General features: G+C 61.7%; 18 protein-coding genes. 5 read left to right on the top strand and 13 right to left on the bottom strand.

The features are described from left to right. Positions 1 to 74: 74 nt before the first annotated feature. From hflC to ACS5Q8_RS02525, 9 genes are all read right to left on the bottom strand, one after another. Positions 75 to 941, bottom strand: a complete 867-nt coding sequence (gene hflC, locus ACS5Q8_RS02565; RefSeq protein ID WP_247398201.1) for a protease modulator HflC — start codon at positions 939 to 941, stop codon at positions 75 to 77. Continuing rightward, complete coding sequence (hflK, locus tag ACS5Q8_RS02560; protein ID WP_276196068.1) at positions 941 to 2,116, bottom strand: FtsH protease activity modulator HflK; 1,176 nt, start codon at positions 2,114 to 2,116, stop codon at positions 941 to 943. Before hflK ends, hflC begins: the two co-directional genes overlap by 1 nt. A gap of 96 nt (positions 2,117 to 2,212) precedes the next feature. Beyond that, the gene (hflX, locus tag ACS5Q8_RS02555) at positions 2,213 to 3,514 is read right to left on the bottom strand and encodes a ribosome rescue GTPase HflX (protein WP_247398214.1); all 1,302 of its coding nucleotides are present in this window, start codon (positions 3,512 to 3,514) and stop codon (positions 2,213 to 2,215) included. Between the two features lie 12 nt (positions 3,515 to 3,526). After that, positions 3,527 to 3,787 (bottom strand): RNA chaperone Hfq, encoded by a 261-nt coding sequence (gene hfq / locus ACS5Q8_RS02550; RefSeq protein ID WP_276196066.1) that lies wholly within the window; start codon positions 3,785 to 3,787, stop codon positions 3,527 to 3,529. 94 nt (positions 3,788 to 3,881) lie between these two features. Then, positions 3,882 to 4,853, bottom strand: coding sequence for a tRNA (adenosine(37)-N6)-dimethylallyltransferase MiaA (gene miaA, locus ACS5Q8_RS02545; protein ID WP_276196064.1), 972 nt, complete (start codon positions 4,851 to 4,853; stop codon positions 3,882 to 3,884). Next, on the bottom strand, positions 4,853 to 6,766 hold the full coding sequence (mutL, locus tag ACS5Q8_RS02540) for a DNA mismatch repair endonuclease MutL (RefSeq protein WP_276196063.1): 1,914 nt from the start codon (positions 6,764 to 6,766) through the stop codon (positions 4,853 to 4,855). Before mutL ends, miaA begins: the two co-directional genes overlap by 1 nt. Continuing rightward, positions 6,766 to 8,187, bottom strand: a complete 1,422-nt coding sequence (locus tag ACS5Q8_RS02535; RefSeq protein ID WP_276196062.1) for an N-acetylmuramoyl-L-alanine amidase — start codon at positions 8,185 to 8,187, stop codon at positions 6,766 to 6,768. Before ACS5Q8_RS02535 ends, mutL begins: the two co-directional genes overlap by 1 nt. Positions 8,188 to 8,202: 15 nt before the next feature. Beyond that, the gene (gene tsaE, locus ACS5Q8_RS02530; RefSeq protein ID WP_247408696.1) at positions 8,203 to 8,673 is read right to left on the bottom strand and encodes a tRNA (adenosine(37)-N6)-threonylcarbamoyltransferase complex ATPase subunit type 1 TsaE; all 471 of its coding nucleotides are present in this window, start codon (positions 8,671 to 8,673) and stop codon (positions 8,203 to 8,205) included. Further along, complete coding sequence (locus ACS5Q8_RS02525) at positions 8,661 to 9,521, bottom strand: NAD(P)H-hydrate dehydratase (RefSeq protein WP_465159807.1); 861 nt, start codon at positions 9,519 to 9,521, stop codon at positions 8,661 to 8,663. The genes tsaE and ACS5Q8_RS02525 overlap by 13 nt, the downstream gene beginning before the upstream one ends. Positions 9,522 to 9,584: 63 nt before the next feature. On the opposite strand from ACS5Q8_RS02525, the gene queG reads away from it, so the two are divergent. Next, the gene (gene queG, locus ACS5Q8_RS02520; protein WP_247401853.1) at positions 9,585 to 10,652 is read left to right on the top strand and encodes a tRNA epoxyqueuosine(34) reductase QueG; all 1,068 of its coding nucleotides are present in this window, start codon (positions 9,585 to 9,587) and stop codon (positions 10,650 to 10,652) included. Here the strand turns inward: queG and ACS5Q8_RS02515 are convergent. Together ACS5Q8_RS02515 and orn are read right to left on the bottom strand one after the other, a co-directional pair. Continuing rightward, on the bottom strand, positions 10,646 to 11,263 hold the full coding sequence (locus ACS5Q8_RS02515) for a trimeric intracellular cation channel family protein (RefSeq protein WP_276197888.1): 618 nt from the start codon (positions 11,261 to 11,263) through the stop codon (positions 10,646 to 10,648). The two genes, queG and ACS5Q8_RS02515, sit on opposite strands and share 7 nt — an antisense overlap. A gap of 158 nt (positions 11,264 to 11,421) precedes the next feature. Continuing rightward, positions 11,422 to 11,964 carry an oligoribonuclease gene (gene orn / locus ACS5Q8_RS02510; RefSeq protein ID WP_276196058.1) on the bottom strand — a complete coding sequence of 181 codons (543 nt, stop codon included), beginning with the start codon at positions 11,962 to 11,964 and terminating at the stop codon, positions 11,422 to 11,424. 108 nt (positions 11,965 to 12,072) lie between these two features. Between orn and rsgA the strand changes: the two genes are divergently transcribed. After that, complete coding sequence (gene rsgA / locus ACS5Q8_RS02505) at positions 12,073 to 13,104, top strand: small ribosomal subunit biogenesis GTPase RsgA (protein ID WP_071491684.1); 1,032 nt, start codon at positions 12,073 to 12,075, stop codon at positions 13,102 to 13,104. Between the two features lie 49 nt (positions 13,105 to 13,153). Here the strand turns inward: rsgA and motB are convergent, their stop codons facing one another. Next, complete coding sequence (motB, locus tag ACS5Q8_RS02500; protein ID WP_247401846.1) at positions 13,154 to 14,170, bottom strand: flagellar motor protein MotB; 1,017 nt, start codon at positions 14,168 to 14,170, stop codon at positions 13,154 to 13,156. A 3-nt stretch (positions 14,171 to 14,173) separates the two neighbouring features. Next, positions 14,174 to 15,025: a flagellar motor stator protein MotA gene (gene motA / locus ACS5Q8_RS02495; protein ID WP_276196056.1), complete on the bottom strand. Its 852-nt coding sequence runs from the start codon at positions 15,023 to 15,025 to the stop codon at positions 14,174 to 14,176. Between the two features lie 167 nt (positions 15,026 to 15,192). Between motA and ACS5Q8_RS02490 the strand changes: the two genes are divergently transcribed. Genes ACS5Q8_RS02490 through asd form a run of 3 tightly spaced genes read left to right on the top strand, consistent with a single transcriptional unit; the run spans position 15,193 to position 18,478 of the window. Next, entirely contained in the window at positions 15,193 to 16,728 is a 1,536-nt protein-coding gene (locus ACS5Q8_RS02490; RefSeq protein ID WP_276197887.1) for an HDOD domain-containing protein, read from the top strand. Positions 16,729 to 16,785: 57 nt separating this feature from the next. Then, on the top strand, positions 16,786 to 17,601 hold the full coding sequence (gene rhdA, locus ACS5Q8_RS02485; RefSeq protein WP_426100407.1) for a thiosulfate sulfurtransferase: 816 nt from the start codon (positions 16,786 to 16,788) through the stop codon (positions 17,599 to 17,601). Positions 17,602 to 17,617: 16 nt separating this feature from the next. Then, on the top strand, positions 17,618 to 18,478 hold the full coding sequence (gene asd / locus ACS5Q8_RS02480; protein WP_465159806.1) for an archaetidylserine decarboxylase: 861 nt from the start codon (positions 17,618 to 17,620) through the stop codon (positions 18,476 to 18,478). The last annotated feature ends 53 nt before the right edge of the window (positions 18,479 to 18,531 follow it).

The following is an 18,531-nucleotide window of genomic DNA, read 5'->3' as shown; positions in this document are numbered from 1 at the left end:
CGCATCATACACCCGTTTTCTCAAAGGATCACCCCGCCAGGCGTTTTAGCCGCCCGACGGGAGTGAACATTGAGTTACTTGGACTTTTCCAGGTAACGGAAGAAGTCGCTGCTCGGGTCCAGCACCATGACGTCGGTTTTGCTCGCGAAGCTTTCACGGTAGGCACGCAGGCTACGGTAAAACGCGTAGAACTCCTGGTCCTGGCCGTAGGCTTTAGAGTAGATCGACGCGGCTTGCGCATCACCATCACCACGCGCTTCTTCAGACTCGCGATAGGCCTCGGCCAACAGCACACGACGCTGACGGTCGGCATCCGCACGGATACCCTCGGCCAGCTCGTTACCTTTGGCACGGTGCTCACGCGCTTCACGCTCACGCTCGGTGCTCATGCGCTCGAACACGCTGCGGTTCACTTCCTTCGGCAGATCGATGGCCTTGACCCGGACATCGACAACTTCGATCCCCAGCTCTTTTTCCGCCATCGTATTCAACGAACGAGTGATATCCGCCATCAGCGCATCACGCTCACCGGACACCACCTCGTGCAGGGTGCGCTTACCAAACTGGTCACGCAGACCCGATTCCAGACGACGCGACAAGCGCTCGTCGGCAATCTGCTTGAGGCCGGAGGTCGCGGTGTAGAAGCGCTCGGCATCCTTGACGCGCCACTTGGCGTAGGCGTCAACCATCACGGCTTTCTTTTCCAGGGTCAGGAAACGCTGTGTCGGTGCATCCAGGGTCATCAGGCGTGCGTCGAACTTGCGCACCTGGTTGACGTAGGGGACTTTCACATGCAGGCCCGGCTGGACATCCGCCTGGACCACGCGACCGAATTGCAGCAGCACCGCACGCTCGGTCTGAGCCACGATGTAGAAGCAGTTCCAGGCAGCGATGACCACGACGACGCCCACAATCAGGGCTGTCAGCGATTTATTGTTCATCAACGACTCTCCCTGGTACGTGTTTGCTGTTGCAGCAAGTCAGCGGCCGCACGGGCGCTCGCTTCGTTGGCAGCGGCATTCGAACCGGTAGCCGGTGCGCTGGCGCCGCTACGACCACCTTCGATCATCTTGTCCAGCGGCAGGTACAGCAGGTTGTTCTGCCCACCCTTGCTGCCGGTCACGAGAACCTTGCTGGTGTTGCTGAAGACTTCCTGCATGGTGTCCAGGTACAGACGCTCACGCGTAACTTCCGGTGCCTTGCGGTACTCGGCGACCAGTTTGGTAAAGCGATCCGCTTCACCCTTGGCACGGGAGACCACTTCATCGCGGTAACCGTTGGCATCTTCAAGGATGCGCTGGGCCTGACCACGGGCTTCCGGCACGACGCCGTTGGCGTAGGTTTCAGCCTGGTTGCGCGAACGCTGCTCGTCTTCACGGGCGCGGATCACGTCATCAAAGGCCTCCTGTACTTCGCGCGGTGCGGCTGCGCTCTGTATGTTGACCTGGGTGACGGTGATACCGGTGCGATACGTGTCGAGGAACCGTTGCAGGCGCTCCTTGATCTCGCTGGCCATCAACTCACGACCCTCGGTGAGCACCTGATCCATCGCGGTGGAGCCCACCACGTGGCGCAAGGCGCTCTCAGTCGCCTGTTGCAGGCTGACTTCCGGCTGATCGACGTTCAGCACGAAGTCCTGCAGGTTGCTGATCTTGTACTGCACGGTCAGCGGCACTTCGACGATGTTCTCGTCTTCAGTCAGCATCTGGCCCTGCTTGGTGTAGGCACGCTCACGCGTGACGTTCTCCATGTACTTCTTGTCGATCGGCGGGAAGTAGATGTTCAGGCCTGGGCCGACAGTCTCGTAGTACTTGCCGAAGCGCAGCACCACGGCCTGCTCCTGCTCGTCCACCACGTAGACCGCGCTATACAGCCACACAGCCGCGAGCACGACAAGCCCAAGGCCCAGCAGGCCGTAGCCGCCGCCCTTGCTTGTGCGACCGCCATCGTCACCACCGCGTTTTTTTCCACCACCGAACAACCCATTCAGGCTTTCCTGCAGCTTTCGGAAGGCCTCGTCGAGATCCGGTGGCCCCTTGCGGTCGCCATTATTGCGGCGCTTACCACCCCAAGGATCCTGATTATTCGAGTTGCCACCCGGCTCATTCCAAGCCATAGCGCTCTCCATCTGATAAAGCAAAGACGCACCCACGGCGCGCCGACCAATGCTACAGAATGCCTGCTACTGCGGCACAACCGCTTTCTCAGGCTTTTATTGCAAAGTGTGTTGCTCGATGAACTCTGTCGGTATAACGCCTTCGCGGCTGACTAGCCGATTCAGCTCCGAGCGCGGCAATCGAACGGCCAGCAAGCTGACACCTTCTTCATCGTGCTCTTCTTTCTGTACCGCGCCCAACTCGAAAAACTGTGCACGCAGTCGAGCAAAACGCTGAGGCAAGCGCAAGGTGCCGACGAACAAATCGTTGCCGAGCAACTCGGCGATCGCTTGCTCAAGCAAGTCCAGGCCGCGACCATCACGCGCCGACAACCAGACCCGCTGGGGCTTGCCGTCTTCGTCGCGCTGAATTTGTGGCTCAACGCCTTCAAGCAAATCGAGTTTGTTATAGACCTCGAGGATGGGCAAGTCCTGGGCACCAATCTCGCCCAGCACCACCATCACCTGTTCAATCTGCAACATGCGATCAGGCTCAGCCGCATCAATCACGTGCAACAGCAGGTCGGAGTTGCTCGACTCTTCGAGCGTAGACCGAAATGCCTCGACCAGTTTGTGCGGCAAGTGACGAATGAAGCCCACTGTGTCGGCCAGGACAATCGGCCCCAGGTCCGCCAGTTCCAGGCGGCGCAGGGTCGGGTCAAGGGTCGCGAACAGTTGGTCGGCCGCGTACACGTCCGATTTGGTCAAGTTGTTGAACAGCGTGGACTTGCCGGCGTTGGTGTAACCCACCAGGGAAACGGTAGGGATATCCGCTCGGCTGCGGCCACGTCGCGATTGTTCGCGCTGACTGCGGACTTTTTCCAGCCGGCCCTTGATCTGACGCAGGCGAACCCGCAGCAGTCGCCGGTCGGTTTCGAGCTGGGTCTCGCCAGGGCCACGCATGCCGATACCGCCACCCTGGCGCTCAAGGTGAGTCCAGCCACGCACCAGCCGGGTGCTCATGTGGTCAAGCTGGGCCAGTTCAACCTGGAGCTTGCCCTCATGGGTACGGGCGCGCTGGGCGAAAATATCGAGAATCAGGCCGGTACGGTCGATCACGCGACACTCGAAAACACGTTCGAGGTTACGCTCCTGACTGGGCGTGAGGATGTGATTGAAAATCACCAGATCGGCCTGTTCGGCATGGACCAGGTCGCGCAGTTCCTCGACCTTGCCGCTGCCAATCAGGTATTTGGCGGTTGGCCGATGACGCGGTACGTTAAAAAACGCAACGGTCTCGGCGCCGGCCGAATTAGCCAACTCCTGAAACTCCTGCGGATCTTCGCGCGCCTCAGGGTCCTGTCCATCCAAGTGAACGAGGATCACTCGCTCACCACCACCGTGGCGCTCAAAGAACAAAGGAGACTCCTATCAGGCGTTACCTGGCTCAGCGTCACCCTGTTCGCCATCGGCCGCGCTAGGCAGACGGATTGGACGAACTGGAACGACTGTCGAGATAGCGTGCTTGTAAACCATTTGGCTGACGGTGTTTTTCAGCAGGATCACGAACTGGTCGAACGACTCGATCGTACCTTGCAGCTTGATACCGTTGACCAAGTAGATGGAAACCCCAACTTTCTCTTTACGTAAAGTATTCAAGTAAGGGTCTTGTAGCGAATGCCCTTTTGACATGTGCCGCACTCCTTTAAGGATCAATAATAAAAAATCGGAAAATAGATAGCTTATGGCCGTCACACCCCCAAGGATAGACGGCAATTGCAAGGACTCAGCTCAATATGGAGACCGTTCCCAAGTATTTCAAGGCGCGTGACAGATTGTCGCTGTCCAGGCTGTCCAGCCAGTGCAAATCGCTCCAACTGCGCAGCCAGGTGAACTGACGCTTCGCCAATTGGCGCGTGGCAATAATGCCGCGCTCCCGCATTTCGGCTGACGTCAGCTTGCCATCCAGATGATCCCAGACTTGGCGATAGCCTACAGCACGTATCGAAGGCAACCCTGAATGCAGATCACCTCTTGAACGCAGTGCTACGACCTCGTCCACAAACCCCTGTTCCAACATAATTGTGAATCTTTGTGCAATTCGTTCATGCAGCACCTGGCGATTTGCCGGAGCAATCGCCAGATTCGCCACAGTATAGGGCAATTGTGACCGCCCCGATGCGCCTGCGTCAGCACTTTGCGCAGATTGTCGCTGCCGATGCTCGGTCATGGTCTGACCACTTACCCGCCAGACTTCCAGGGCTCGGCTGAGGCGCTGGGGGTCGTTGGGGTGGATGCGCGCGGCGGACACCGGATCGACTGCCGCCAATTGGTCGTGCAGGGCTTGCCAGCCAAGGCGCGCTGCTTCTTCTTCGAGCTCGGCGCGCACCTGGGCGTCGGCCGGCGGCATATCCGCCAGGCCTTCCTGCAAAGCCTTGTAGTAGAGCATCGTGCCGCCCACCAACAGCGGGATGTTGCCGCGCGCGGTGATCTCGGCCATAGCCGCCAGCGCGTCGGTGCGGAAATCTGCCGCCGAATAGCTCATTGCGGGGTCGATGATGTCGATCAATCGGTGCGGATAGTGAGCCAGCAGTTCCTTTGAAGGCTTGGCAGTTCCGATATCCATACCACGGTAAACCAAGGCAGAGTCGACACTGATCAGCTCGCAGGGCAGCACTTTGCTCAGCTCGATGGCCAGGTCGGTCTTGCCGGCGGCCGTGGGGCCCATCAGGAAGATCGCGGGGGGCAAGGCACTCATCAACGGCCGCGCAAGAACAGTTTGTCCAGATCGTCCAGGCCCATTTGGGTCCAGGTCGGTCGGCCATGGTTGCATTGTCCACTGCGCTCGGTGTTTTCCATATCGCGCAGCAGGCCGTTCATTTCCGGCAAGGCCAGGCGGCGATTGGCGCGGATCGCACCGTGACAGGCCATGGTGCCAAGCAGCTCGTTGATGTGCGCCTGGATACGGTCGCTGGTGCCGTATTCCATCAGGTCCGCCAAGACGTCGGCCACCAGCCGGTTGGCCTCGGCTTGCTTGAGCAACGCGGGAATCTGGCGGATCGCCAGGGTTTCCGGGCCCAGGCGTTGCAGTTCGAAACCCAGCTTCTGGAACACGCTGGCGTGCTCTTCGGCGCAATCGGCTTCACGCTGGCTGACCGCCAGGGATTCCGGCACCAGCAGCGGCTGGCCGCTCAGGCCTTCGCTGGCCATGGCGATTTTCAGGCGCTCGTACATGATCCGCTCGTGGGCCGCGTGCATGTCCACCAGCACCAGGCCGTGGGCGTTTTCCGCGAGGATATAGATGCCCTTGAGCTGCGCCAACGCATAGCCCAATGGCGGAATATCACCCCCTCCTTCGGGCAGGGCGACGGCGCTCGGCTCGGCCCCCGGTAGCGGCGCAAAGAACTCACGGTAGGCCGCCTGCGCCTCAGCTACCGGCACCGCCGATTGCGGACGCGGAGTGTATTGATACTGATAGCCCGCCCCCGAACCCGTGCCCGGCGCCGTGTAGTTCGGCTGCGGTTGCGGCGATTGCAGCAGGTTGCCCGCCAGGCTCATTTCGCCCTGTGGGCCGAACTCGCCGGCTTCCGGGCCACTCGGGCGAACCACCGCCGTCACGATCGGCGCGGACAGTTGGTCATCCGGACGCACATCGCCCAGCGCGCGGTGCAAGGTGCCGTAGAGGAAGTCATGCACCATGCGCCCATCACGGAAGCGCACTTCATGCTTGGTCGGGTGTACGTTGACGTCGACCACCGACGGATCGACCTCGAAGAACAGCACAAACGTCGGGTGCCGCCCGTTGAACAGCACGTCGCGATACGCCTGGCGCACCGCGTGGGCCACCAGTTTGTCGCGCACCGCCCGCCCGTTCACAAAGAAATACTGCAAGTCCGCCTGGCTGCGCGAGAACGTCGGCAACCCCACCCAACCCCACAGGCGCAAGCCATTGCGTTCGATTTCAATCGGCAGCGCCTGCTCCAGGAACCCCGCGCCGCAGACCGCCGCCACCCGCCGGGCGCGCGCGGCGTCGTCATTGGCTTCGTGCAGGCTGAGGATGGTCTTGCCGTTGTGACGCAGATGAAATGCCACGTCGAACCGCGCCAGGGCCAGGCGCTTGATGACTTCCTGCAGGTGATCGAATTCGGTTTTCTCGGCCTTGAGGAATTTGCGTCGCGCCGGGGTGTTGAAGAACAGGTCACGCACTTCCACCGAAGTGCCCACCGGATGCGCAGCCGGCTGGACCCGAGGCGCCATGTCGCGGCCTTCGGTCTCCACTTGCCAGGCCTGGTCGGCGCTGCGCGTGCGCGAGGTCAGGGTCAGGCGCGCCACGGAGCTGATCGAGGCCAGGGCCTCGCCGCGAAAGCCCAGGCTCATCACGCGCTCAAGGTCTTCAAGGTCGCGAATCTTGCTGGTGGCGTGCCGCGCCAGAGCCAGTGGCAGGTCGTCGGAGGAGATGCCGCTGCCGTCGTCACGCACCCGCAGCAGCTTGACGCCGCCCTGCTCGACGTCGACATCGATGCGCTTGGCGCCGGAGTCGATGCTGTTTTCCAGCAACTCCTTGATCACCGAAGCCGGCCGCTCGACCACCTCGCCCGCCGCAATCTGGTTGGCAAGGCGCGGGCTGAGCAGTTCGATGCGCGAGCCGCTGTTGAGGATCGATTCACTCATTACTGTGCCGCCAATTCAGTGCCGGGGATGGTCAACACCTGGCCGACCTTCAACTCATCGGTTTTCAGGTTGTTAGCGCTGCGCAAGGTCGCGGCCGACACTTGGAAACGCACCGCCAGCATGGCCAGGGTGTCGCCAGGCTGTACACGATGGTCACGCGGGCCCTGGGCGATTTTCCCGGAGTCGCGCAGCCAGGCGACATACGTGCCCGGCGGCGGGTTCTGCTGGAAGAACTGACGCACACCGGCACTGATAGAGCGTGCCAATGCCTGCTGGTGGCTGGCGCTGGCCAGTTTCGAGGCTTCGTTGGCGTTGGAGATAAACCCGGTCTCCACCAGGATCGACGGGATGTCCGGCGATTTCAACACCATGAACCCGGCCTGTTCCACGCGCTGTTTGTGCAGCGATGTCACGCGGCCGATGTTGCTCAGGACTTTCTGCCCGACGTTCAAGCTGGAGGTCAGCGAGGCGGTCATCGACAGGTCGAGCAGTACACCGGCAAGCATCTTGTCCTTGTCGTCGAGGGACACGTTGCCGGCCCCGCCAATCAAGTCGGAACGGTTTTCACTGTCGGCCAGCCAGCGGGCCGTCTCGGACGTGGCGCCGCGATCCGACAGGGCAAACACCGAGGCGCCGAAGGCGGCGGACGAAGGCGCGGCGTCGGCGTGGATCGAGACGAACAGGTCGGCGCCCTTCTTGCGCGCGATTTCGGTGCGGCCGCGCAGCGGGATGAAGTAGTCGCCGGTACGGGTCAGCTCGGCGCGATAGCCTTTCATGCCGCTGACCTGGCGCTGCAATTCACGGGCGATGGCCAATACCACGTCTTTTTCATGCTGACCACGCGAGCCGGAAGCGCCCGGGTCTTCACCGCCGTGACCGGCGTCGATTACCACGATAATGTCACGTTTACCCGCAGGCGCCGGCGGTGGCGGCGGCAACTTGACCTGCGGTTGCGACTGACTGACCGGCACAGCCGGCACGGTTGCCACACTCGGCGTCGGCGCGGGCGGTGGCGCGGCATCGGCGGCGTTGTCGTACAAGTCAACCACCAAGCGGTTGCCGTACTGGGCGTTGGGCGCCAGGGAGAAACTTTTCGGGGTCACGGCCTTTTTCAGGTCGATGACCACGCGCAGATCGGTCGGCGTGCGCTGGGCCGAGCGCATGCTGGTAATCGGGGTGTTGGCGGTAGACACCTTCAGCGGCGCGGCCAGGGTCGCACCGTTGATGTCGATCACCAGGCGATCAGGCGCCGTCAGGGTAAAGACGCTGTGCTGGACCGGGCCAGACAGGTCGAACACCAGTCGCGTGTTATCCGGCGCTCGCCACAGGCGAACACTCTTCACCTGTGAAGCAGCCAGAGCATTCACAGTCATTGCCGCAAGCAACACCCCTACGACAGCAACCAACGCGCGAAAGCGCATACCTAACCCCACCAATTATTTGAATTCCAATGCCAGAGCGGCGCACCACGACTCACCGCGCGCGCCCTGGGGCAACAACTTCAGCCGACGTCCGTGATCATGCGGCGTAATGGTAATGGTCAGGTCCGGCTTTGGCAAAAAGCCTGTGCCTTTATCTGGCCACTCGATCAGGCACAGCGCGTCATCCTCGAAATAATCCCGAATACCCATGTACTCCAGCTCTTCGGGGTCTACCAGGCGATAGAGGTCAAAGTGGAAGGCTCTTATCGCACCGATCTCGTAAGGCTCGACCAACGTAAAGGTCGGACTTTTCACCGCCCCCGCATGGCCCAACCCGCGAATGATCCCCCGGGACAGCGTGGTCTTGCCCGCCCCCAGGTCGCCTTCGAGAAAGATCAGCCCCGCCCCGCCCGTCACCTGGGCAATCCGATGACCGAACGCAACCATTGCCTCTTCATCCGCCAGGAAAAGGATTACTTCAGACACGGTGACTGTTCCTCAAGCAATTGACGAATGGCGGGTATCAGGTCGCTGGCAGCCAGGCCGCGACCAAAGGTGCCCTGCCGAGCTCCCGCCGTGGCGTGCAACCACACGGCCAGGCAACCGGCGTCATAAGCGGGCATGCCCTGCGCCAGCAACGCACCCACCAGGCCGGCCAAAACGTCGCCGAGCCCTGCGGTCGCCATGGCCGGATGGCCTTGGTCGCAGCGCGCAACGCGGCCGTCCGGGCTGGCAATCAAACTGCCCGCCCCCTTGAGAATAGCCACTGCGTTGAATTTCTGGCTCAACGCGCGCGCCACGTTAAGACGATTCGCCTGAACCTCTGCTGTCGACATCCCCATCAAACGCGCAGCTTCGCCTGGATGCGGGGTGATCAAGCAGTTGGCAGGAAGGCTTACGCTGCCGGTCGCCAGTTGATTCAAGGCATCGGCGTCCCAGACTTGCGGCTGTTTGGCATTAGCGGCGACGGACAGCAGGCTCTTGCCCCAGGCGGCATCACCCAGGCCCGGGCCGATGACGATAACCGAGATTTTTTCCAGCAACCCCATCAACTGGTTGGCCGAACTCACACCGACGGTCATGACTTCCGGCAAGCGCGCCAATGCGGCGGGCACATGTTCAAGGCGGGTCGCCAGGGACACCATGCCCGCGCCGCTGCGCAGCGCACTTTCGGCACTGAGCAACGCAGCGCCGCCAAAGCCTCTGTCACCACCGATGACCAGCAAGTGACCGAACTGGCCTTTATGGGCGTCCGGGGAACGCGCAGCCAGTCGCGGCAAATTGCCGGGCAACAGGGGCTGAACGTCGGTTATTTCGTGTTTTGTCTGCGGCATGCGTCTTCAAGCTCCGATGTCTGGCAGAATTATACCCATCTAACCTGTGGTTTCCCGTGTCTCATGCCTGCTATTACCTCCGATCTGCCCGCGCTCGCCCAATCGATCAAAGACTGGGGCCGCGAGCTGGGCTTTCAACAAGTCGGCATCAGCGGCCTGGACCTGGCCGAGCATGAACAGCACCTGCAACGCTGGCTCGACGCGGGCTACCACGGCGAGATGGAGTACATGGGCGCCCACGGCAGCAAACGTTCACATCCCGAAGAGTTGGTGCCGGGCACCTTGCGCGTGGTCTCGCTGCGCATGGACTACCTGCCCGGCGACACGCACATGGCGCAACTGCTGGCCCAACCGGAAAAAGCCTACATCTCCCGTTACGCCCTCGGCCGCGACTACCACAAGCTGATCCGCAAGCGCGTGCAACAACTGGCCGAACGCATCCAGGCGCAAATCGGCCCCTTCGGCTTTCGCGCCTTTGTCGACAGCGCACCGGTGCTCGAAAAAGCCATCGCCGAAAAAGCCGGGCTGGGCTGGATCGGCAAAAATACCCTGGTCCTCAATCGCAAGGCCGGCAGCTACTTCTTCCTGAGCGAGCTGTTTGTCGACTTGCCGTTGCCGGTCGATCCGCCTCACGCTACCGAACATTGCGGCCGCTGTACCGCCTGCCTGGATATTTGCCCGACCAACGCGTTCGTCGGGCCCTATGTGCTGGACGCGCGGCGCTGCATTTCCTACCTGACCATCGAACTCAAGAGCGCGATCCCTGAAGACTTGCGCCCACTGATCGGCAACCGGGTTTTCGGTTGCGATGACTGTCAGATCGTTTGCCCATGGAATCGTTTCGCCCGCTCCACCGCCGAAAGCGATTTCAAGCCACGGCACAACCTGGATAACGCGCAACTGGCCGAACTGTTCATGTGGGACGAGGATAAATTCCTCAGCAGCACCGAAGGCTCGCCCCTACGCCGCGCCGGCTACGAGCGCTGGCTGCGCAACCTGGCGGTGGGCCTGGGCAACGCGCCATCAAGCATTCCGGTGCTGGAAGCCTTGAAGGCGCGCCGGGACTACCCCTCGGAGCTGGTGCGCGAACACGTGGAATGGGCGCTGAAGCAGCACGCCGAGCGTCAATGAACGTCGTCGTTGTAGACGAACTTGGGCATTTCCCAGTGAAAACGGATCGCCAGCAGGCGCAGGAGAAAGCCGCTGAACAGGGTGAGTAAGATCGCCTGCTCGCTCGGCAACTGCAGGTAGAGACACAGCAAGTAGAACCAGGCGGCGAGGAATGACACGCTGGCGTATAGCTCACGGCGAAAGATCAGCGGGATGTCGTTGCAGAAAATATCCCGCAGGATGCCGCCAAACACCCCGGTGATCACACCGCTGACCGACGCCACCAGCATACCGTGGCCCATTTCCAGGGCGGTCATGCAGCCGATCAGGGTGAAGGCAACCAAACCCACCGCATCCAGCGCCAGAAACAGCGAACGCAGGCGGCGCATGAGCGGTGCGATAAAGATCGTCACCAGCGCGGCGACGGACGTCAGCACCAGGTATTCCGGGTGCTTGACCCAGGTCAGCGGGTAATGCCCGAGCAGCACATCGCGCACCGAACCGCCGCCCAACGCCGTCACGCAGGCGATCAGCACCACGCCAAACCAGTCCATGCCGCGCCGACCGGCAGACAAGGCACCGGTCATCGCTTCGGCAGTGATGGCGATGAGGTAGAGCATCAACAGCATGATGGCGATCCTTACAATGTGGCGAGGGCGCTTGCTCCCGTTGGGCTGCGCAGCAGCCCCAGGTATCGGAGAATGGCGTGTGGCAGGTAGATCCAGATGGCTGAACCGAGCGTGCTGCGCACTCTAGCGGGAGCACGCTCCCTCGCCACAGAGAGCCGGCATCAAGCCTTGATGAAGTGCTTGCGGTAGTGCTGCAACTCGGCGATCGACTCACGAATATCATCCAGCGCCAAGTGAGTGCTGCCTTTATGGAAGCTGTCTTTGACTTCCGGCGCCCAGCGCGCGGCCAGCTCCTTAAGAGTGGACACATCCAGGTTGCGGTAGTGGAAGTAGCTTTCCAGTGCCTTCATGTGGGTATAAAGAAAGCGGCGGTCCTGGCAGATGCTGTTACCGCAGATCGGCGACTTGCCCTTGGGCACCCACTTTTCCAGGAAGGCGATGGTTTCGGCTTCGGCTTCGGCCATGCTGATGCGGCTGTCACGCACGCGCTGGGTCAGGCCGGAGTTGCCGTGGGTGCGGGTGTTCCACTCGTCCATGGTGGCGAGGATGGCGTCGCTGTGGTGGATGGCGATCACCGGACCTTCGGCCAAGGTATTGAGGTTGCTGTCGGTGACAATGGTCGCCATCTCGATGATGACGTCGGTGTCGGGGTTCAGACCGGTCATTTCCAGATCGATCCAAATCAGATTTTGTGGGTTTTGCATGGCTTGATTCTCTTGGCACCTTGGCGTAGCCGCACAGTTTAGCAGGCGGGGCCGTGCTAGACTCGCGACCGTTTTACCTAACCTTTGCATTATCGACACGGAACACCAATGGCCAAACGCCAGCTCAACCGTCGCCAAAACTGGCGCATCGAAAAGATTCAGGGCGAACGCGCCGCACGCGCCGCCAAACGTGAATCCTCCGCCGTGGAAGCGCTCGAGGGCGGCGACCTGGGCCCCGAACAAACGGGCCTGGTGATCGCGCACTTTGGTGTGCAGGTCGAAGTCGAGGCGCTCGAAGGCGAACTCGCCGGCCAGGTCTTCCGCTGCCACCTGCGCGCCAACCTGCCGGCGCTGGTGACCGGCGACCGCGTGGTGTGGCGTGCCGGCAACCAAGGCATCGGCGTGATCGTCGCCCAACTGCCGCGCACCACCGAACTGCGTCGCCCCGACAGCCGCGGCCAGTTGAAGCCGGTGGCGGCCAACGTCGACATGATCGTCATCGTCTTCGCGCCCCTGCCCGAGCCCCATGCCAACCTGATCGACCGTTATCTGGTCGCGGCCGAGCATGCGGGCATTCGTCCGCTGTTGTTGCTGAACAAATTCGACCTGATCGACGAACAGAACGCCCCGGCGCTCAACGCATTGCTGGCGGTCTACCGCACCCTGGGCTACCCGGTGCTGGAAGTGTCGGCCCATCACGGCAATGGCATGGAACAGCTACAACAGCAGTTGGACGGGCGCATCAGCGTGTTCGTCGGCCAGTCGGGCGTGGGCAAGTCATCGCTGGTCAACAGCCTGCTGCCGGAAGTCGACACCCGTGTCGGCCCGCTGTCGGAGCTGTCCGGCCAGGGCACCCACACCACCACCACCGCGCGGTTGTTCCACTTCCCCGGCGGCGGTGAGCTGATCGACTCCCCGGGCATTCGTGAATTCGGCCTCGGTCATGTCAGCCGCAGCGACGTGGAAGCCGGTTTCATCGAGTTCAACGACCTGATCGGCACCTGCCGCTTCCGCGACTGCAAACACGACCGCGAACCCGGTTGTGCCCTGCTCAAGGCGCTGGAAGATGGCCGCGTGCAGCAACAACGGATGAACAGCTATCGGTCGATTATTGCGAGTTTGCCTGAGAGCAGTTACTAAACAGCGCATACAACAAGGCCGCGTTTATCGCGGCCTTGTTGTATGCAGCTTACGAGCCCTTGACAGGCGCCGTCGGGTCTTTCGCGCCGCCATCATCAAACAGGTTCAGCTTCTGCCGTAGCTCATGCGCCGGCAATGGCTCCTGCCCCGGCGGGATCGCGTTCGGGTCGACCGGTGCTCCGCCCTGCGCGCCCGCATCTGGGGTCGGAGGCGGTGGCGGCTGATCACCTTCAATCGCGCGCTGAGCCTTTTTGGTCAGCACAACAATATCGATCCGGCGGTTGATCGGGTTGAACGGCTCCTTGGCATCAAACAGCTGCGACGAAGCAAAACCCACCACCCGCGCCACTTGCGAGTCCGGGTAGCTGCCGGCCACCAACGCACGCCGGGCGGCGTTGGCGCGGTTGGCCGAGAGCTCCCAGTTGCCAAAGTCGCCTTGCCCCGCATACGGCTTGGCATCGGTATGGCCGCTGACGCTGATCTTGTTCGGCACGGCCTTGATCGTGTCGGCCATGGCCAGCAGGATGTCTTCAAAGTACGGTTTCAATCGCGCACTGCCGGAGTCGAACATCGGCCGGTTGGCGGCGTCGGTGATCTGGATGCGTAAACCGTCCGGGGTGATTTCGAACGAAATCTGATCCTTGAATTTCAGCAGCTGCGGGTTTTCGTCAACCTTGGTCTGCAACTCCTTCAGCAATAATTCGAGGCGCTCCTGCTCGACCTGTTCGGCCAGGCTTTCAACGGTTTTACGCTCGATCGGAATGTTTTCCTGCGGTGCCTCAGTCTTGACCTCAGGGTTGATGGTGCGCTCCGGCGCCAACTGCGGCGAACCGCCCAGGTCGATCACGAAGGGCGTGCCGCTTTCCGAGAAACCAATCGGGTCTTTGAAGTAACCGGCGATGGCGATCTTTTGCTCGGGGGTCGCGGTGGACATCAGCCACAGCACCAGGAAGAACGCCATCATCGCCGTTGCAAAGTCGGCGAAGGCGATTTTCCAGGCGCCACCATGGTGCCCCGCAGCGAAGCGCTTGACGCGCTTGATGATTATCGGCTGGTTGTTTTCCATGGCTTAGCGACCGCGAACCGCTTGTTCCAGCTCGGCAAAACTCGGGCGATGTTTCGGGTACAGCACCTTGCGACCGAATTCCACCGCCAGTGAAGGCGGCATGCCGGAGGCCGAAGCCACCAGGCTGGCCTTGATCGCTTCGTACAGATTGATTTCTTCCTTGGCATCGTGGGCCAGGGAGGTCGCGAGCGGGCCGAAGAACCCGTAGGCCGCGAGAATACCGAAGAACGTACCGACCAGCGCCGCACCCACGTGCATGCCGATGGCCGCCTGGTCACCCTCGCCCAGGGAGGCCATGGTCACCACGATACCGAGTACCGCCGCAACGATACCGAAGCCGGGCATGCCGTCGGCAACGCCGGTGACCGCGTGGGACGGGTGTTCCAGCTCTTCTTTGAGGCTGAACAATTCCATGTCGAACAGGCCTTCCAGCTCGTGGGGGGCCATGTTGCCGGAGGACATGATGCGCAAGTAGTCGCAGATGTAGGCGGTCATGCGCTCGTCTTTGAGCACTGCCGGGTACTTGGCGAAAATCGGGCTCGCCGAGGCGTCTTCGATGTCCGCTTCGATGGCCATCATGCCTTCACGGCGACTCTTGTTGAGGATCTCGTAAACTAGCCCCAGCACTTCCATGTAGAAGGTGTGGGAGAAGCGCGAGCCAAACATGCCCAGCGACTTCTTGATCACGTGCATGGTCATGTAGCCGGGGTTGGCCTGCAGGAATGCGCCGAATGCCGCGCCGCCAATAATCATCACTTCGAAGGGCTGGATCAACGCGGCAATCTTACCGTGAGATAGGACATAGCCACCGAGCACGCTTGCAAGGACGACGATGATGCCGATTATTTTAGCCATAGGGAATTTGTACTTGCGCCGTCGGGTTCATGGACATATTTGGAGGAACTGGAAAACTCTTGTTCTACTTATCGGCAAAACTGCGCCAGACTATAGACCGTCAAGGCGAAAAGCCAGTTCGGCCCGTTTAGGGCGTGTTGAAGTAAGTGATGATCGCGCCCCCAATCATGGCCAATGAAAAGACAGACCCATCTGTAAGACCCCTCTCTCTCGCGGCTTGGATCAAGTGCCTGGACGACGTTCGGCTGCCGGTTCCCCAGGCCAGCCACGACCGCGTGTGCAAAGCCATCCGCGATAGCCGCAGTTCTTTGCGAGATATTGCCGAGCTGATGCAGGGCAGCCCGTCGCTGGTACTCAGCGTGATGCGCGAGGCCAACAGCCACACCCATGGCAGCATGGCGGAACCGGCAGAAAACCTTGAAGTGGCACTTAACCGTCTCGGCCTCAAACGCGCCGAGGACCTGCTGGCACGCCTACCGTCAGTGCCGATGAATGAAATCCCCGTGGCCTTTCGCCAGTTGGTGCTGGTCAGCCGGCACGCGTCGCAGCAAGCCAGCGGTTTGTTCGCCAGCCGCCTGGCGCGGCTGTGGCAGGACATCCACTGGGGCAGCCTGCTGTTTCTGGCGCCGTTGTGGCCGATGGCGGTGGCCTACCCCAAGCTCCTGGAAGAATGGGAGCTGCGGGTGATCCACAAAGGTCAATCGGCGCGCCGGGTCGAGCAGGAATTGTTCGGCGTGCGCCTGCTGGACCTGTGCCTCGGCTTGACCGAAACCTGGCACCTGCCGATCTGGGTATCCCAGGGCTATCACCTGTTGCTGACCGAGCAACGCTTGCTGGTCAAGGCATTGCGCATCGCCCGCGAAGACGACCCACTGCGCCAGCAACAACTGCTGGATGCCGAGCCCAGTTTGCGGCGCTGGCTGAACCAGCCGGCCAATACAGTGTTGTTGGCTAACGGCCTGGCGATGTCGGCCCAGGAATCCTGGACCTGCCCGCATACCGAGCGCTGGCAATACCTCACCGCGCTGTACCTGCAACAGCCGTTGAGCGAGGTGCAGCAACAGGTTCACCAGCAAGCGGTGATCAACGCTCGCGCCACCTTGATGCCCGACCTCTGGCACCCGGCGCTGTCGCTGATCTGGCCGTGGCATGTACAGAAAATCCATCGCGGCCTGCTGCCCGCACCGCCGCCGACGGCCGAGGCCCTGGCCGTTTGGCGCAAGCGTTGCACCGAATTACTGGTGGAGCCGAGCCGCTTCGCCAACGCCATGCACCTGACCACCTGCGCCAAGGAAGCCCTGGAGGCCAGCGGCATGCAGCGCGTCTTGCTGTTCATGGCGGATCGCGCCCTGAGCACCTTGCGCGTCCACCAGGCCGCCGGCCTGCCGAGGGACGCCACGAACTTGAGCCTGGACGTGGTCAACAGCACGCTGCTGCAACGCATGCTCGAAAAACCCGCCCAAGTGCGCTTCACGCCCGACAACCACGCGCAATTCGCCGCATTGTTGCCGCCGATCCTGCGTCGCCTGTTCAACGGCGAACACCTGCTGTTGCGCTCACTGAGCTGCAATGGTCGGGTGGTCATGGTGATGATCGCCGACCAGGGTGGTGGGCCGCTCTCGGAAACCACCGTGCAGGCCTTCGGTAAAACCGCTCAATGCATCGAAAAAGCCCTGCACAGCTTTACCAACCGCACCGGTTGATGCTTGCGCTACAATCGCCGTCTTTTATCGCCAACATTTGTGCCCAGGAGACCTCACATGCCTGACTTCTCTGGCTTGCCGCTGGTGATCGAATCCAGCGACCTGCTTGGCCGCCTCGATGCCGACCAACTGATTCTGGTGGACCTCACCAGCGCCGCCCGCTACGCCGAAGGGCATATCCCCGGCGCGCATTTCGTTGACCCCAAGCGCACCCAACTGGGCCAGGCGCCAGCTCCCGGTCTGTTGCCGAACAAGGCTGATCTGGAGAAACTGTTCGGCGAACTGGGCCACACCCCGGACGCGACCTACGTGGTCTATGACGACGAAGGCGGTGGCTGGGCCGGGCGTTTTATCTGGCTGCTCGACGTGATCGGCCACACAAAATACCACTACCTCGACGGTGGCCTGCTGGCGTGGCTGGCAGACAAGCACCCGCTGTCTACCGAAGTGCCGGCCCTGGCTGGCGGGCCTGTCAGCCTCACCCTGCATGATGGCCCCACCGCGACCCGCGAATACCTGCAAAGCCGTCTCGGCGCTGCCGACCTGGGCATCTGGGACGCACGCGGCCCGCTGGAATATTCCGGCGAAAAAGTCCTGGCAGCCAAGGGCGGTCACATCCCCGGAGCCGTGAACTTCGAATGGACCGCCGGCATGGACAAGGCGCGCAACCTGCGCATCCGCCGCGACATGCCGCAGATCCTCGAGAACCTCGGGCTGACCCAAGATAAAGAAATCATCACCCACTGCCAGACTCACCACCGCTCTGGCTTCACCTACCTGGTGGCCAAGGCGCTCGGTTATCCGCGAGTCAAAGGTTATGCCGGTTCCTGGGGCGAATGGGGCAACCACCCCGACACCCCCGTCGAGATTTAAGGTTTAAGGACAGTTAATGAAAAAGCAGTTGTTCATCCTCAGCCAGTACTTGCTGCCGCACCACCTGCTGTCGCGTCTGGCCGGTTGCATTGCCGAGTGCCGCGTGCGCTGGTTCAAGAACGCCTTCACCACGTGGTTCGCCAAGCGCTATCAAGTGGACATGTCCCAGGCCCTGGTTGAAGACGTGACGGCCTACGAGCACTTCAACGCATTCTTCACCCGCGCCCTGAAAGACGGCGCGCGCCCACTGGATCAAACCCCGGGCGCCGTCCTGAGCCCCGCCGATGGCGCCGTCAGCCAGCTCGGCCCGATCGAACATGGTCGCGTGTTCCAGGCTAAGGGCCACAGCTTCAGCGTGCTGGAATTGCTGGGCGGCGATGCGGCCGTGGCTGCGCCGTTCATGGGCGGCGATTTCGCCACCATTTACCTGTCGCCGAAGGACTACCACCGGGTGCATATGCCACTGGCGGGCACCTTGCGTGAGATGGTCTACGTGCCAGGGCGGATTTTCTCGGTCAACCAGACCACCGCCGAGAACGTGCCGGAGCTGTTTGCGCGTAACGAGCGTGTTGCCTGCCTGTTCGACACCGAACGCGGCCCGATGGCGGTGGTATTGGTCGGCGCGATGATTGTGGCGTCGATTGAAACCGTATGGGCCGGCCTGGTCACGCCGCCCAAGCGCGAGCTGAAAACCTTCCGCTACGACGAAGCCGCGCGTGCGCCGATCCACCTGGAGAAAGGTGCGGAGCTGGGCCGCTTTAAGCTGGGTTCGACTGCGATCGTGCTGTTCGGGCCAGATCAGGTGAAGTGGGCAGAAGCACTGGTGGCGGGTTCGCCCGTGCAGATGGGCCAGGGTATCGCATTGCCGAAAGCCTGATCCGAAACCTGCAAAAGTTTAATGTGGGAGGGGGCTTGCCCCCTCCCACATTT

The sequence above is a fragment of the Pseudomonas sp. PAMC25584 genome, from assembly GCF_058135675.1.
Note: the sequence above shows the minus strand (reverse complement) of the source record. Positions and strands in the feature narration are given on the sequence as shown.